General features: G+C 71.0%; 10 protein-coding genes and 2 pseudogenes. 7 read left to right on the top strand and 5 right to left on the bottom strand.

Features of this window, described 5'->3' with window-relative positions; all coding sequences use genetic code 11:
- Positions 1–183: 183 nt before the first annotated feature.
- Positions 184–579, bottom strand: a complete 396-nt coding sequence (locus CJ022_RS03990) for a carboxymuconolactone decarboxylase family protein (RefSeq protein WP_101925390.1) — start codon at positions 577–579, stop codon at positions 184–186.
- Entirely contained in the window at positions 576–866 is a 291-nt protein-coding gene (grxC, locus tag CJ022_RS03985) for a glutaredoxin 3 (RefSeq protein WP_101925389.1), read from the bottom strand. Before grxC ends, CJ022_RS03990 begins: the two co-directional genes overlap by 4 nt.
- A gap of 235 nt (positions 867–1,101) precedes the next feature.
- On the opposite strand from grxC, the gene CJ022_RS03980 reads away from it, so the two are divergent.
- The 7 genes and pseudogenes from CJ022_RS03980 to CJ022_RS03950 all read left to right on the top strand — a co-directional run bounded on the left by CJ022_RS03980 (position 1,102) and on the right by CJ022_RS03950 (position 10,584).
- Entirely contained in the window at positions 1,102–2,724 is a 1,623-nt protein-coding gene (locus tag CJ022_RS03980; RefSeq protein WP_458351489.1) for a M48 family metalloprotease, read from the top strand.
- 103 nt (positions 2,725–2,827) lie between these two features.
- Positions 2,828–3,517, top strand: a complete 690-nt coding sequence (gene phoB, locus CJ022_RS03975) for a phosphate regulon transcriptional regulator PhoB (RefSeq protein ID WP_101925387.1) — start codon at positions 2,828–2,830, stop codon at positions 3,515–3,517.
- A gap of 287 nt (positions 3,518–3,804) precedes the next feature.
- Positions 3,805–4,978, top strand: a pseudogene (phoR, locus tag CJ022_RS03970) (phosphate regulon sensor histidine kinase PhoR).
- 77 nt (positions 4,979–5,055) lie between these two features.
- On the top strand, positions 5,056–7,128 hold the full coding sequence (ppk1, locus tag CJ022_RS03965; protein ID WP_101925485.1) for a polyphosphate kinase 1: 2,073 nt from the start codon (positions 5,056–5,058) through the stop codon (positions 7,126–7,128).
- 105 nt (positions 7,129–7,233) lie between these two features.
- Positions 7,234–8,737: pseudogene (gene ppx / locus CJ022_RS03960) on the top strand (exopolyphosphatase).
- 127 nt (positions 8,738–8,864) lie between these two features.
- Entirely contained in the window at positions 8,865–10,052 is a 1,188-nt protein-coding gene (locus CJ022_RS03955) for a glycosyltransferase (protein WP_101925386.1), read from the top strand.
- Positions 10,030–10,584: a phosphatase PAP2 family protein gene (locus CJ022_RS03950; RefSeq protein ID WP_101925385.1), complete on the top strand. Its 555-nt coding sequence runs from the start codon at positions 10,030–10,032 to the stop codon at positions 10,582–10,584. Before CJ022_RS03955 ends, CJ022_RS03950 begins: the two co-directional genes overlap by 23 nt.
- A gap of 87 nt (positions 10,585–10,671) precedes the next feature.
- On the opposite strand, the gene CJ022_RS03945 is transcribed toward CJ022_RS03950, so the two are convergent.
- The 3 genes from CJ022_RS03945 to creC form a co-directional block, all read right to left on the bottom strand.
- Positions 10,672–11,289, bottom strand: coding sequence for a GNAT family N-acetyltransferase (locus CJ022_RS03945; RefSeq protein ID WP_101925484.1), 618 nt, complete (start codon positions 11,287–11,289; stop codon positions 10,672–10,674).
- A 68-nt stretch (positions 11,290–11,357) separates the two neighbouring features.
- Entirely contained in the window at positions 11,358–12,734 is a 1,377-nt protein-coding gene (gene creD / locus CJ022_RS03940; protein ID WP_101925384.1) for a cell envelope integrity protein CreD, read from the bottom strand.
- 164 nt (positions 12,735–12,898) lie between these two features.
- The gene (gene creC, locus CJ022_RS03935; protein WP_101925383.1) at positions 12,899–14,329 is read right to left on the bottom strand and encodes a two-component system sensor histidine kinase CreC; all 1,431 of its coding nucleotides are present in this window, start codon (positions 14,327–14,329) and stop codon (positions 12,899–12,901) included.

Raw genomic sequence — 14,329 nt, 5'->3', positions numbered from 1 at the left:
AGAAATTGATCCGTACGCAGGGACGCCCCGGAAACGCAGGGGCATCGTGTGGGGAAGAGCCCCACATTATGCCCGAGCGCGCCGCACGCCCCAAATCCGGGACGCCGGACGACACCGCGAGGACACGGCGCGAGCGTCTTCACGGGCGCCGCGCCGTCGCGTCAGGCCGGGCGCTGCGACTCGTCAGCCGTGGGCGTGCGCGTCCGGCGCGCCGGTGTCGCCCTGCTCCAGCCGGTCGAGGAAGTCGACCGCGCGCCGCAGGTGCGGGATCACGATGCTGCCGCCGACCACCAGCCCCACGGAGAACGTCTCGAACATCTCGTCGCGGCTCACGCCCGCCTCGCGGCACTGGGCGACGTGGTAGCTGATGCAGTCGTCGCAGCGCAGCACCAGCGACGCGACCAGGCCGAGCAACTCCTTGGTCTTCACGTCGAGCGCACCGGCCTGGTAGGTCTGCGTATCGAGCGCGAAGAAACGGCGCACGACCTGATTGGGCTCGGCCAGGATGCGCTCGTTCATGCGCTTGCGGAACGCGGTGAATTCGGCGATGCGATCGCCTTCTCCGGCGTCCCCGCTCATGCGGCACCGCCGGACAGCAGCGGCGCGAACTTGCCGGCGCGGTGCAGGGCCATCATGTCGTCGTAGCCGCCGACATGGACGTCGCCGACGAAGATCTGCGGCACGCTGGTACGCCGGGTCCGCGCGACCATGCGCTCGCGTTCCGCCGGATCGAGGTCGATCCGCACTTCCTGCCAGCTCAGGCCCTGGCTCTTCAGGAAGGTCTTCGCAGCGACGCAATAGCCGCAGATGGCGCTGGTGTAGACGATGATGTCGGGCGGTTGGCCGACCGCGCTGGACTCGTTCAAGGACTTGCTCCGGAAACTTGTGGGGACCACGTGGGTCAGAGTCTGGAGGCGGCATGGCCGGTTTTCCAGCTGGGCCGCCGTCTTAACTCCCCATTCACGCCGCTGGCGAAGTCCGCCCGCATGCTGGTGCGCCCCGTCTGCCGACGGCGGCTCACCCGACCCCACGAGTCCGATGCGCCGAACCCGAACCGCTCCAATCCGTCGCCGCCTCCGCCCCGTCCTCACGGTGCTGGCCATGTCGCTGGCATGCGCCGCCATTGCGCCGGTGACGTCCGCGCAGGACACCCGGCTGCCCGACATCGGCTCGTCCGCGGGCGCGGTGCTGAGCCCGGCCCAGCAGACCGAATACGGCCAGATGCTGCTGGCCCAGCTGCGCCACTACGACTACGTGCTCGAGGACCCGCTGGTCGACAGCTGGCTGCGCGCGACCGGCAACCGGCTCGCGGCGGCCAGCGACCAGCCGCAGCAGCCCTTCACCTTCTTCATGATGCGCGACCGCAGCATCAACGCGTTCGCCACGCTCGGCGGCTACATCGGCGTCAACGCCGGCCTGGTGCTGACCGCGCACAGCGAGGACGAGGTCGCCGCGGTGCTGGCCCACGAGGTCTCGCACGTCACCCAGTCGCACGTGCTGCGCGGCGTCGAGCGCGCGCAGCGCGACCAGGTGCCGATGCTGCTGGCGATGCTCGGCGCGATCGCCCTCGCCTCGCAGAGCGGCAGCAATTCCTCCGACGACGCGGCGATGGCGGTGCTGGCCGGCGCCCAGGGCCTCGCGCTGCAGCGCCAGATCGACTACACGCGCTCCAACGAGTCCGAAGCCGACCGCCTCGGCATCCGCACGCTCGAGCGCAGCGGCTACGACCCCGACGCGATGGCGACGATGTTCGAGCGCATGCAGGCCGTGTCGCGCACCAACCAGGGCGGCGAGCGTGAGCGCCTGCCCGACTATCTGCAGACCCACCCGGTCACCACGACCCGCATCAGCGAAGCGCGTTCGCGGGCCGAACAGATGTCGCGCAACTCCGTGCAGACCGTGACCGCCACGCCGGGCGGCAGCCGCGTGGAACGCGTGCCGATCGACGGCGTGCTGGACCCGTCGCTGCGGATCGCCGACAACCCGCTGCTGCCAGCGTCGTTCCAGCTGCCGGCCGTGGATCGCCACGCGCCCGACAGCATCCAGTTCGGCTGGGCGCGCGAGCGTCTGCGGGTGTTCAGCGCCAACACGCCGGCCGCGGCGATCCGCGAGTACGAGGCGATGGGGCGGCTGACGCCACTCGACGACGCCCAGCGTTACGGGCTCGCGATCGCGCGCCTGCGCAACAACGACGCGCCCGCCGTTGCCATCGACACGCTGACCGGCCTGCTCCGTACCTATCCGGGCGACGTCTGGCTGACCGTCAGCCTGGCCGAAGCTGATGCGCGCGCGGGTCATCGGGTCGCGGCGGACCACCGCTTCGAAGCGCTTCTCGACCGCATGCCGCGCAACCCGGCCGTCGTGCTCAGCTACGCGACCGTGCTGACCGAGCGCAACACGGCCGAAGCCGGGCGCCGCGCGCAGGAGATCCTGCGCCCGCTGCTCAACGCCTCGGGCAGCGACCCGGTGTTCCAGCGCACCTTCGCCCGCGCCAGCGAGATGGCCGGCGATCCGGTCCGCGCGGGCGAGGCCTGGGCCGAGGCGGCCTTTCTCGGCGGCCGGCCGGAGCAGGCGCTGGTCCAGCTCAACACCCTGAAGCGGCGCGACGACCTGGACTACTACGCCCGCGCGCGCATCGATGCGCGGATCGCCACGATCACCCCGACGGTGCTGGAGCTGCATCGCCAGGGCATCCGCGACGAGGACCTGCGGCGCCGGTACTGAGCCGCGGCGCACATGCCGGCGGACCCTCGATGACGGTGTCACCAACCGGTCATAAAACTGTCGTGTAATGGCGTGGCCATCCGGCAACACAGGTGACCCGCCCATGCAGAAGCGCATCCTCATCGTCGACGACGAGCCGGCCATCCGCGAGATGGTCGCCTTCGCGCTGCGCAAGGGCGAATACGAACCGATGCACGCCGGCGATGCGCGCGAGGCGCAGTCGGCGATCGTCGACCGGGTGCCCGACCTGATCCTGCTGGACTGGATGCTGCCCGGCACCAGCGGCCTCGAACTGGCCCGCCGCTGGCGCAAGGACGCGCTGACTCGCGACATCCCGATCATCATGCTGACCGCCCGCGGCGAAGAGAACGACCGCGTCGGTGGCCTCGAGGCCGGCGTCGACGACTACGTGGTCAAGCCGTTCTCGGCGCGCGAACTGCTGGCGCGGATCCGCGCGGTCATGCGCCGCGCCCGCGACGACGACGAGGACGGCAGCGTCAGCGTCGGCGCGCTGCGCATCGACGGCGCCGCGCACCGGGTGTTCGCCAACGACCAGCCGATCACGATCGGGCCGACCGAATACCGCCTGCTGCATTTCTTCATGACCCATCCCGAACGCGTGTATTCGCGCTCGCAGCTGCTGGACCACGTCTGGGGCGGCAGCGTCTACGTCGAGGAACGCACCGTCGACGTGCACATCCGCCGGCTGCGCAAGACGCTGGAGCCGACCGAACTCGACGGCATGGTGCAGACGGTGCGGGGATCGGGCTACCGGTTCTCGGCATCGGTGTGAGGCCGCGGTCGCCATCTCCACGAGTCTCTCCATCTTCGCCCCCGCCTGCTTTCCGGCCGGGATCGCCGTGGCCGGCGTGACGGCGGGCACCGGCGGTGGCCGCTTGCGGCCGGACCTGACGACCATCCACCGGCGCCGGACCGGCATCGCGAAGGTCCCGCGACCCGTGCTCCGGACAACAAACGCGCCGCGCGCACGCTCAGCCGCTCCGCCATCGAGGCCGTCCACGCGACGTCTCCCACCGACGAACGCGACCACGCGGCACGCCATTGCCTAGACTCTCCGCCATGCCCCCCCGCATCCACGCCGCCTGGACCCGTACGCTGCTGCAGCTCGCCCTCGTGCTGGCGGGCGCGGCCGCGGCCGGTGCGCTGCTGGGGCACTTCTGGATGGCGGTCGCCATCGCCGCGCTGGGCGTCGTCGCCTGGCATTACTGGAAGCTCTACGACCTGCTGCGACGCCTCACCTCGCGCCGGCGCGTGCCGCCCCCCCAGGGCGATGGCGTGTGGCGCGAGACCGACCGGCTGCTGCATCGCGGCCAGCAGGACATGCGCGCGCGCAAGCGGCGCCTGATCGCGATGCTGCGCGCGTACCGCGCGGTGGCCGCGGCGCTGCCCGATGCCGTGGTCGTCGTCGATCGCAACAGCCAGCGCGTGCAATTCGGGCACACGTCTCGACCTGCGCCTGATCCCCTATTCCGACGATCTGTGGCTGCTGCTGGCGCGCGATGTTACCAAGCTGGTCAAGCTGGAGCAGATGCGCCGCGATTTCGTCGCCAACGTCTCGCACGAACTGCGCACGCCGCTGACCGTGGTCCACGGTTACCTCGACATGCTCGACCCCACCGAGCATCCCGAGTGGGCGCCGATGCTGCAGGAGATGCAGCACCAGTCGCAGCGCATGACCCAGCTGGTCGAGGACCTGCTGACGCTGTCGCGGCTCGAGGCCCAGGACAGCATCGGCGACGAGACGGTGTCGATGCCGTCGATGCTGGCGTCGCTGCGCCGCGAAGTCGAAATGCTGAGCCAGGGCCGGCAGACGGTCAGCATCGAGGACAACGCCGGCATCGACCTGCTGGGTTCGACGCGCGAGCTGCACAGCGCCTTCTCCAACCTCGTCAGCAACGCCGTGCGCTACACGCCTGCCGGCGGCCGCATCGCGATCCGCTTCGACCGCAACGCGGAGGGCGGCGCGATCCTCTCGGTGGAAGACACCGGCTACGGCATTCCCGCCGCGCACCTGCCGCGCATCACCGAACGCTTCTACCGGGTGTCGACCAGCCGCTCGCGCGAGTCCGGTGGCACCGGTCTCGGGCTGGCCATCGTCAAGCACGTCCTGCACCTGCACCAGGCGCGGCTGGAGATCGACAGCGAAGTCGGTCGCGGCAGCCGCTTCTCCTGCCATTTCGCCGCCGGCCGCGTGCGCCCGCGCGAAGCCCTCTATTCCGGAGCCACCGCGTGACGTCCCGTTCGAACAAGACCGCCGCCTCCCGCCGGCGCGCCGCCAGCGCCACGTCCGGCGACGACTACGGCAGCGCGATGCGCGACGCCGCGGTCGATCCGCTGCGCGATCCCGCGCTGTACCTCAACCGCGAACTCTCGCAGCTGGACTTCAACTTCCGCGTGCTGGCCCAGGCGCTGGACACCACGGTGCCGCTGCTCGAGCGCCTGAAGTACCTGTGCATCTCGTGCACCAACCTCGACGAATTCTTCGAGATCCGCGCCGCGACCGTGCGCCATGCGCAGGATTTCGGCGCGCCCGCGCCGCCCGACGGCCTCGCGCCGCAGACCGTGCTCAAGCGCATCCACGACCGCGCCGCGGAACTCGTCGAAGCGCAGTACGCATGCTGGAACCAGGTCATGCGGCCGTCGCTCGGCGAAGCGGGCGTGCGCATCCTCGGTCGTGACACCTGGACCGCGCGCCAGACCCGCTGGCTGCGCGCGTATTTCCGCGACGAGGTCATGCCGGTGCTGTCGCCGCTCGGGCTCGACCCGGCGCATCCGTTCCCGAAGATCCTCAACAAGTCGCTGAACATCGTCGTCGTGCTCAAGGGCAAGGATGCGTTCGGCCGGGTCGGCAACCTCGCGATCGTGCGCGCGCCGCGTTCGTTGCCGCGCATCATCCAGCTGCCGGAGAAGATTTCCGGTGGCGAATACGACTTCGTGTTCCTGTCGGCGGTGCTGTCGGAATTCGTGCACGAGCTGTTCCCGGGCATGGAGGTCAAGGGCGCCTACCAGTTCCGCGTGACCCGCAATTCCGAGCTGATCGTCGACGAGGAAGAGGTCGAGAATCTCGCGCTCGCCCTGCGCGACGAGCTGGTCGGACGCGGCTACCTGCGCGCGATGCGGCTGGAGATCGCGGCCAACTGTCCCAAGCCGATCGTGCGCACGCTGCTGGAGAACTTCGACCTTCCCGAGAACGCGGTCTACCGCATCGACGGGCCGGTGAACCTCAACCGCATCACCCAGATCTTCGACCTGGTCCAGCGCCCGGACCTGAAGTTCCCGGCGTTCCAGCAGCGCCAGCTGCCGGGCATCGATGCGATGTTCGACCTGGTCGCCGACGGCGACGTGCTCCTGCACCATCCCTTCGATGCGTTCACGCCGGTGCTGGAGCTGATCAAGCAGGCCGCCGAAGACCCGAACGTGCTGGCGATCAAGCAGACGCTCTACCGCGCCGGCAAGGATTCGCCGATCGTCGAGCACCTGGTGCAGGCCGCGCGCAACGGCAAGGACGTGACCGTGGTCGTCGAGCTGCGCGCGCGCTTCGACGAGGAAGCCAACCTCGGCCTCGCCGACCGCCTGCAGGAAGCCGGCGTGCAGGTCGTCTACGGCGTCGTCGGCTTCAAGACCCACGCCAAGATGCTGCTGATCGTGCGCCGCGAAGGCCGCAAGCTGCGTCGCTACGTGCACCTGGGCACCGGCAACTACCACGCCGGCACCGCGCGGGCGTACACCGACTTCGGCCTGATCACCGCCAATCCGGATATCGGCAACGACGTCCATCTGATCTTCCAGCAGCTCTCGGGCCTGGCGCCCGCGATCGAGCTCAAGCGGCTGCTGCAGTCGCCCTTCACCCTGCATGCGGGCCTCATCGACCGCATCGAGCGCGAGACGGCGCATGTCGCCGCCGGCGGTAGCGGCCGTATCGTCGCCAAGATGAACGCCCTCAACGAACCGCAGGTCATGCGCGCGCTGTACGCCGCGTCGCAGGCCGGCGTGCAGATCGACCTGATCGTGCGCGGCGCCTGCGCCCTGCGCCCGGGCCTGCCCGGCGTGTCGGACAACATCCGCGTGCGCTCGATCGTCGGCCGCTTCCTCGAACACCATCGCGTGTACTGGTTCGCCAATGCCGGCGAGCCCGAGCTGTACTGCTCCAGTGCCGACTGGCTGGAGCGCAACCTGCTGCGCCGGGTCGAGACCTGCTTCCCGATCCTCGATCCGGAGATCGCCGCGCGCGTGCGCGAGGAATCGCTCGACAACTACCTCGCCGACAACGTCAACGCCTGGGAACTGCGCGAGGACGGCAGCTACGCGAAGCTGGCACCGGCCGACGATGCGATGCCGCACTCGGCGCAGAGCTGGCTGCTCGCACGCCTGTGCAGCGCGTGACCTGAGCGACGGCATCCACTGCGCGCCACGCGCGCGCCATGCATTACCATGCGGATCCCCACCGCAACGTGGCGCCGCAGCCGCTGCGCGTCGCGCAGGACTCCGATGACCGGCCAGCAAACGCTCGCTCTCGCCGACGCGCTGACTCCGCCACTCGAAGACGGCGACATGCTCGCCGCGATCGATCTGGGTTCCAACAGTTTCCACATGGTCGTCGCCCGCTACACGCTGGGCCAGCTGCGCGTCGTCGACCGGCTGCGCGAGACCGTGCGCATGGCCGAAGGCCTGGATGCGCGCGGCGGCCTGTCGCCCGAGGTCCGCCACCGCGCCCTGCAGTGCCTGTCGCGCTTCGGCCAGCGCATCCGCGACATCCCGCCGCAGCACGTGCGCGCGCTGGCGACCAACACCGTGCGCCGGCTGGCCGCGCCGCAGGCGTTCCTGGTGCCGGCGGAAACCGCGCTCGGCCATGCGATCGAAGTGATCTCGGGCCGCGAGGAAGCGCGCCTGATCTATCTGGGCGTGTCGCACGCGCAGCCGCCGCGGCCGGGCCAGCGCCGGCTGGTCATCGACATCGGCGGCGGCTCGACCGAATGCATCATCGGCGCCGGCTTCGACGCGCTCGAACGCGAGAGCCTGCAGATCGGCTGCGTCGCCAGCACCCGCCGCTTCTTCCCCGGCGGCAAGCTGTCGAAGAAGCGCTGGCGCGAGGCCTCGGCCGAAGTCGCCGCGGAATTCCAGCAGTTCGCCAGTACCTACCGTGCCCTCGGCTGGCAGGAAGTCGTCGGCGCCTCGGGCACCAACAAGGCCATCGGCGAGATCTGCGCGGCGATGAAGCTGACCAAGGGCGCGGTGACCGCCGAGGCGCTGCCGCTGGTCCGCGACCGCCTGCTGGAAGCCGGGCACATCGATCTCATCGCACTGCCCGGCCTGTCCGACGACCGGCGCCCGATCATCGCCGGCGGCGTGCTGGTGCTCGAAGCCGCGTTCCGCGTGCTCGGCATCGAGCGCATGCAGGTCAGCAAGGCGGCGATGCGCGAAGGCGTGCTGCGCGACATGCTGGGCCGCGGCAGCGAGGCCGATCCGCGCGAGACCTCGATCGACGCGCTGGGCCAGCGCTACGGCATCGATCGCGTGCAGGCGGCGCGCGTCGAGGCCACGGCCCTGCGGCTGTTCGACCAGGTCGCGCGCGACTGGGGCCTCGATGGCGACAACCTGCGCATGCTGGCCTGGGCCGCGCGCGTCCACGAAGTGGGCCTGGTCATCGCCCACAGCCAGTACCACGTGCACGGCGCCTACGTACTGGAACATTCGGACATCGCCGGCTTCTCGCGCCAGGAGCAGCAGTTCCTCGCCGCGCTGGTGCGCAGCCATCGCCGCAAGGTGCCCAAGTCCGCGTTCGACGCCCTGCCCGATCGCCTGCTGAGCCAGGCGCGGCGCACCGCCGCACTCTTGCGCCCCGCATCTCGCCGCCAGCGTCGCGGGCGATGTCCTGCGCGTGCAGTTCTCGCGCCGCTGGCTCGACAGCCGCGCCCTGCTGCGCACCGATCTGGAAGGCGAGCCCGACGACATCGCCGCACTCGGCGTGACCCTGGTGCTCGACGCCGACTGAGCCGGCGCGCGCCACCGCGTGCGCGCCCACCCGGGGCCGCCGCTGTCACCGAAGCGTCAAGCCGCTGTCATCGCCCGGGCATCGGGCCGGTCCAGTCTGTGCCCAGCCAAGGACAGCGGACCGACCGATGCGCTACGCGATCGTCACCGACACGTACGCCCCCGACATCAACGGTGTGGCTCTGACCCTGCAGTCCTACGCGCGCGGCCTGCGCGAACGGGGTCACGACGTCGACATCGTCCGGCCGGCCCAGCCCGGCGAACGCAGCGGGCCGGATGACGAAGGCGCGTTGTGCATCCCCAGCCTGCGACTCCCCTTCTATTCCACGTTGCGCCTGGCGCTGCCCGCCGGTCGCCAGCTGCGGCGTCGCTGGCGGCACGCGCGACCCGATGCGATCTACGTCGCCACCGAAGGCCCGCTGGGCTGGTCGGCGATCCGCGCCGCGCGCGCGCTGGGCATTCCCGTCGTCACTGCGCTGCACACGCGCTTCGACCTGTACATGGCCGATTACGGCCTGCCCTGGCTGCGGCCGCTGGCGCTGCACTGGATGCGGCGCTTCCACGGCGCCGCCGACACCACGCTCGTCGCGACCCGCGCGCTGGCGACGTTCCTGCACGAGCAAGGCGTCCCGCGCGCGGTGGTGCTGGCCCGCGCCGTCGACCACCAGCAGTTCGACCCCGCCCGCCGCGACGCGGCGCTGCGCGCCGAATGGGGCGTGGCGCCCGAGGGGCTCGCCGTCGTCCACGTCGGGCGCCTCGCGGCGGAAAAGAATCTCGGCCTCGCCATCCGCGCGTTCCGCGAGCTGCAGGCACGCCGCCCCGACGCGCGGATGATCTGGATCGGCGACGGCCCGCTGCGCGAGGGCCTGGAACGCGCGCACCCCGATTTCGTGTTCTGCGGCACGCGCCGCGACGCCGAGCTCGGCCGGCATTTCGCCAGCGGCGACCTGTTCCTGTTCCCCAGCCGCAGCGAGACCTTCGGCAACGTGGTGCTCGAATCGATGGCCAGCGGCGTACCCGTCGTCGCCTTCGACCACGGCGCCGCGGCCGACGTGCTCTGCCACCGCTGGCACGGGGCCAAGGTCGCCTGCGACGACGACGAAGGCTTCATCGCCGAGAGTCTGCGCGTGGCCAGCGACGACGTCCGGCGCCGGGCCATGGGCCTGGCGGCGCGCGAAGCGATCCTCGGCCTCACCCAGGCCCAGGTCGCGCACGATCTGGACGGGCGCCTGGCCAACGCCCGTGCCGCGGGTGCCGCGATGCCGGTCCCCGTCGCCAACCCGGGGACGCCCGATGCGCGCGTCACCGTCGCCTAGCCGGCTCCGGCTGCACGACGCAGGCTGGTGCCTGCGCGCGAACCGCGCCTGCACGCGGACCTCGATCCGCCGCTATTTCACCGCCGTCAGCCGGCTCGGCGACGGGCTGTTCTGGTATGCGCTGATGGGCCTGCTGGTGCTGCTGGACGGCATCGCCGGCCTGGCCGCGGCGACGCACATGGCCGCGACCGGCGCGGTCGCGCTGCTGCTCTACAAACGCCTGAAGCGCTGGACCAGACGGCCACGCCCGTTCGCTGCCGACGGCCGTATCCGCGCGTGGGTCGCCCCGCTCGACGAGTTCAGTTTTCCGTCGGGCCACACCCTGCACGCGGTCGCGTTCTCGATCGTCGCGGTCGCCCACTATCCGCCGCTCGCCTGGCTGCTGGCGCCCTTCGCCACCAGCGTCGCGGTGTCGCGCGTGGTGCTCGGGCTGCACTACCCCAGCGACGTGCTGGCCGCAACCGGCATCGGCGTGGTCCTGGCGAGTCTCTCGCTGTGGCTGGGCGCGCTGGTCGGCGTGGGCGCCGTCTGACGCTGACGCGGGAACGCCGTCGCTGAGATCGGAAGGGAGCAGCGCGTCGGCCACAGCCGGGCGCAGATGCAGCGCGGGAACAGGCCCTTACCCCGACTCCGCCAGCGACCGCGTCCAGAACGTCAATGGATGCAGCGCATCGCCGATCTCGAGCTCGTCCCAGCGCAGCAGCATCGTCATGCCCGGCTGCCGCACGTAGCCGCGCTTGCGCCAGAACGCGGTGTTGTCGCGATACCCGGCCGGTCGCCGGGGATCGTCGTCGGCGCGGTCGACGGCGGCGAACGCCGTCAGGTCGAACTCGCCCAGCGATCGCGCGTGCGCCTCGCGCGCATCGAAGAACGCGTGACCCAGGCCGCGGCCGCGCCAGTCCGGCAGCACCATCGATTCGCCGAAATAGAACACCCGGTCGACGACCAGGTCCTGGGCGGCGAACGGCGCCCGGAACGCGGCATCGTCGTCGGCCAGCGGCAGCCCGGTGGACGCGCCGACGACGGTGTCGCCGTCGAAGGCCAGCACGAACACGCTGCGGGGCGAGCGCGCGTAGGCGGCCAGATAGTCGCGTTCATAGGCCAGGTCGCCAGCGTACAGATACGGCCAGTCGCGGAACACGGTCATGCGCAGGCGCGCGACGGCGTCGAGCCAGGGCTGCATCGCCTCGCCCGACAGGCTGCGGATCACGGGGGCGTTCGGAACATCGTGGGACATCATCGCGCCAGTGTGGCACGCACCTCGTCGCGGTGGACCGGGCGGTCCGGTCCACCGCGACAGGCGCCTCAGCCGACGGGCGGCGGCGTCGGTGCCCGCGGCACGCCGGCGCCGACCTGGTACCAGTCGACCCGCCGCGTGACGACCATCAGCGCCGCGAGGATGACGAACAGCAGGCCCGCGCCCAGCACCAGCGCGTTGTCCTCGGACACCAGCAGGCCATAGAGCGCGCCGTAGAGCAGGGTCAGCATCGCCGCGAAGCCGATGCCGCGCGCCCGGCTGTGCAGCACGTGGGACAGATAGAAGCCGAGCAGCCCGATGCACGCGGCGCTCGCGACCAGATACGCCCGGCCGAATGCGATGTGCTCTGACAGCCCGACCAGCAGCAGGAAGAAGATCGCGAGCGCCAGGCCGACGAGGCCGTACTGGATCGCGTGGATGCGCAGCTGCTTGATCAGCTCGAACATGAAGAAGCCGACGAAGGTCAGCACGACGAACAGGATGCCGTACTTGCTGGCGCGGTCGGCCTGCACGTAGGGATTCACCGGGTCGACCAGGGAGATGCCGAGCGCGTCGATGCCCGGACTGAACTCGCCGATGGACTGGACGCCCGTGGACGTCAAGCGTTCGCCCGTGCGGTACTGCGACTGCGCATTGGTCGCCAGCGCGGAGATGTCCCACTCGGCGTGGAAGCCGCTGGCGTCGATGGTGCGGGTCCGCGGCAGGAAGGCGCCATTGAACTGCGGGTGCGGCCACGGCGAATCCAGCACCACGCGGTTGTGCTCGGCCAGCGGTACGAAGGCCAGGGCCTCGGCGCCCGACAGCTCGACATCCAGCATGGTGCGCAGTCGCACCGTGCTGCCCGGCCGGACGTCCGGCAGTTCGACGTGCACGCCGGATCCGCGGCTCTCGCCCGCGCCCTGCTGCAGCGCGACTGGCGCACCGTCGAGCCGCAAGCGCGGCGCGCCGCGCAGGCCGCGTACGTCGGCGATGCCGTAGCTCAGGTAGGGTCGCCCGAAGGTCCGCGCCGCGGCGGGATCGGTCTCGGCAGCGGCGGGAATCGCGACATCGAACTCGGCCGTCAGCTGCCCGGCCAGCGCGTACATGCGGATCTCGTGCAGGCCGAGCCGGCGGCTGTAGGGCGTCATCTCGCCGGTGAAGGTGCTGGTCTGCGGAAAGAATTCCCAGTGCCCGGCGTGGCGACGCTGGCGGGTCACGGTGACGCCGCGCGCATCCTGTTCCTCCACCTCGACCAGCTGCGTCCACGGCACCACCAGCACCGGCGCCGCGAGCGCCTGCGCACCCGCCTCGCTGCGGGCGATCTGCGCGACCGCCGCCGCACGGTGCTGCTGGCGGTCGTGGATCGTCGCGCGGATCAGCAACAACGGAATCAGGATCGCCAGGCTCAGGCCCAGCACCATCAGCATCTTCAACACCAGTTTCATCGTGGCACTCCATCGGACAGTGCGCGCAGCGTCGGCGACGCCGGTGGCGACACGACGGCGCGACGGTGAAGTGACGGTGAAGCGGGCGGGACGCATCGGCGCGCGAGACGCCCGCGGCGCTTGCGTGCCGACTTGCGCGGCCGCACCGGACAGCGTTCGGGACGTCAGTCCGCCAGCGGCAAGCGCACGTCGGCGATCGCACCGCCGCCGTCGCGATTGACCAGGCGCACGCTGCCGCCGTGCAGCGCTGCGACCTCGGCCGCGAAGGCCAGGCCGAGGCCGCTGCTGCGGCTGCCGCCCTGCGGGCGGGGCAGCGAATAGAAGCGTTCGAAAACGCGCGGCAATGCGTAGTCGGGCACGCCGGGCCCGCGATCAGCGACGGTCAGCACGCAGCAGCCGCCATCGCGACGTGCGGCGAGTTCGATGACGCCATCGGCCGGCGCGAAGTCGCGCGCGTTGTCGATCAGGTTGGCGAGCAACTGGCGCAGGAGGAACGGATCACCGGTGACGTGCGCGCCCGCGAGATCCTCGGCGACCTCGACCTGCACCCGTGCACGCGCGGCGTCGGGGGCCAGCTGCGCGACCGCGTCGTCGACCAGCGCATCGACCGCCACCGCTTCGGGCTGTTCGATGCGTTGCCGGTGCTCCACCGCGGCCAGCGCCAGCAGCTTGTCGATCATCTGCGCCATGCGCGCACTCTGGCTGTGCACGCTCGCGGCGAAGCGCGCGCGATCGGCGTCCGGCAGCGGCGATTCCAGCAGTTCCGATGCGCCCTGGATCGCCGCCAGCGGCCCCTTGAGCTCGTGGGTCAACGCGTGCACGTAACGCTCGACGTACTGCTTGCCCTCCAGCCGCTCGCGCATCGTCTCCAGCGCGCGGCCCAGGTCCGCGAATTCGCCGGCGGCATCCGGCAGCGTCGCGCGCTCGCCTGCGGTGACCTTGTCGGCGTAGCGTCGCAGCCCGCCGAGCTGGCGCGCCAGCCACCACGCCGCGCCCAGGCCGATCGCCAGCGCCACGCCCAGCAGCAGGAAGCCCCAGCGCAGGATCGTCGCCTGGCTGCGCGCGATGAACGGCGCGATCGCCTGGTTCGGCTTGGCGACGGTCAGCACGCCGACGACGCGGTTGCCGTCGCGGATCGGCGCGGCGACGTGCATCACCGACGTGGTCTCGTCGTCGGGATCGCGGCGGGTCGAGCGGGCGCCGTAGCGGCCGCGCAGCGTCAGGTAGACATCGTTCCAGCGCGAGTAGTCGTCGCCGAGCGCGCCTCCCGCCGAGTCGAACACGACGCGCCCCGCCGCATCGGTGACGTAGATGCGGTAATCCGCGCCGCGCTTGCGGAAGCCCCAGATGTCGCCGTCGATGTCGCGCTCCCCCAGCGCGCGCACCCGGCGCGCGAACTGGCCGTCGTCGATGCGCCCGGCGAGGAAATCGTCGGTCGCGAGTTCGGCGAGCACGTTGGCGGTATCGGCCAGCGTGTCCTCCATCGCCTGGCGCACGCCGGGTTTCACTTCCTGCGAGAACACGCGCATCAGCAGGAACGCCGCCAGCGCGACGATGACGAAGTAGCCCAGCAGGATCCGAAGGCCGATTCGCAC

Source organism: Luteimonas rhizosphaerae (genome assembly GCF_002849595.1).
Lineage (GTDB): Bacteria > Pseudomonadota > Gammaproteobacteria > Xanthomonadales > Xanthomonadaceae > Luteimonas > Luteimonas cellulosilyticus.
This window is presented reverse-complemented; position numbering and strand designations above follow the sequence as displayed.

Bases quoted from the DNA above. Each gene is read 5' to 3' on its own strand.
- ppk1 (WP_101925485.1), top strand. From the start codon at position 5,056: ATGCGCGACGCCGCGGTCGATCCGCTGCGCGATCCCGCGCTGTACCTC.
- CJ022_RS03990 (WP_101925390.1), bottom strand. From the start codon at position 579: ATGAGCGGGGACGCCGGAGAAGGCGATCGCATCGCCGAATTCACCGCG.
- CJ022_RS03945 (WP_101925484.1), bottom strand. From the start codon at position 11,289: ATGTCCCACGATGTTCCGAACGCCCCCGTGATCCGCAGCCTGTCGGGC.
- CJ022_RS03980 (WP_458351489.1), top strand. From the start codon at position 1,102: ATGTCGCTGGCATGCGCCGCCATTGCGCCGGTGACGTCCGCGCAGGAC.
- creD (WP_101925384.1), bottom strand. From the start codon at position 12,734: ATGAAACTGGTGTTGAAGATGCTGATGGTGCTGGGCCTGAGCCTGGCG.
- CJ022_RS03955 (WP_101925386.1), top strand. From the start codon at position 8,865: ATGCGCTACGCGATCGTCACCGACACGTACGCCCCCGACATCAACGGT.
- phoB (WP_101925387.1), top strand. From the start codon at position 2,828: ATGCAGAAGCGCATCCTCATCGTCGACGACGAGCCGGCCATCCGCGAG.
- CJ022_RS03950 (WP_101925385.1), top strand. From the start codon at position 10,030: ATGCGCGCGTCACCGTCGCCTAGCCGGCTCCGGCTGCACGACGCAGGC.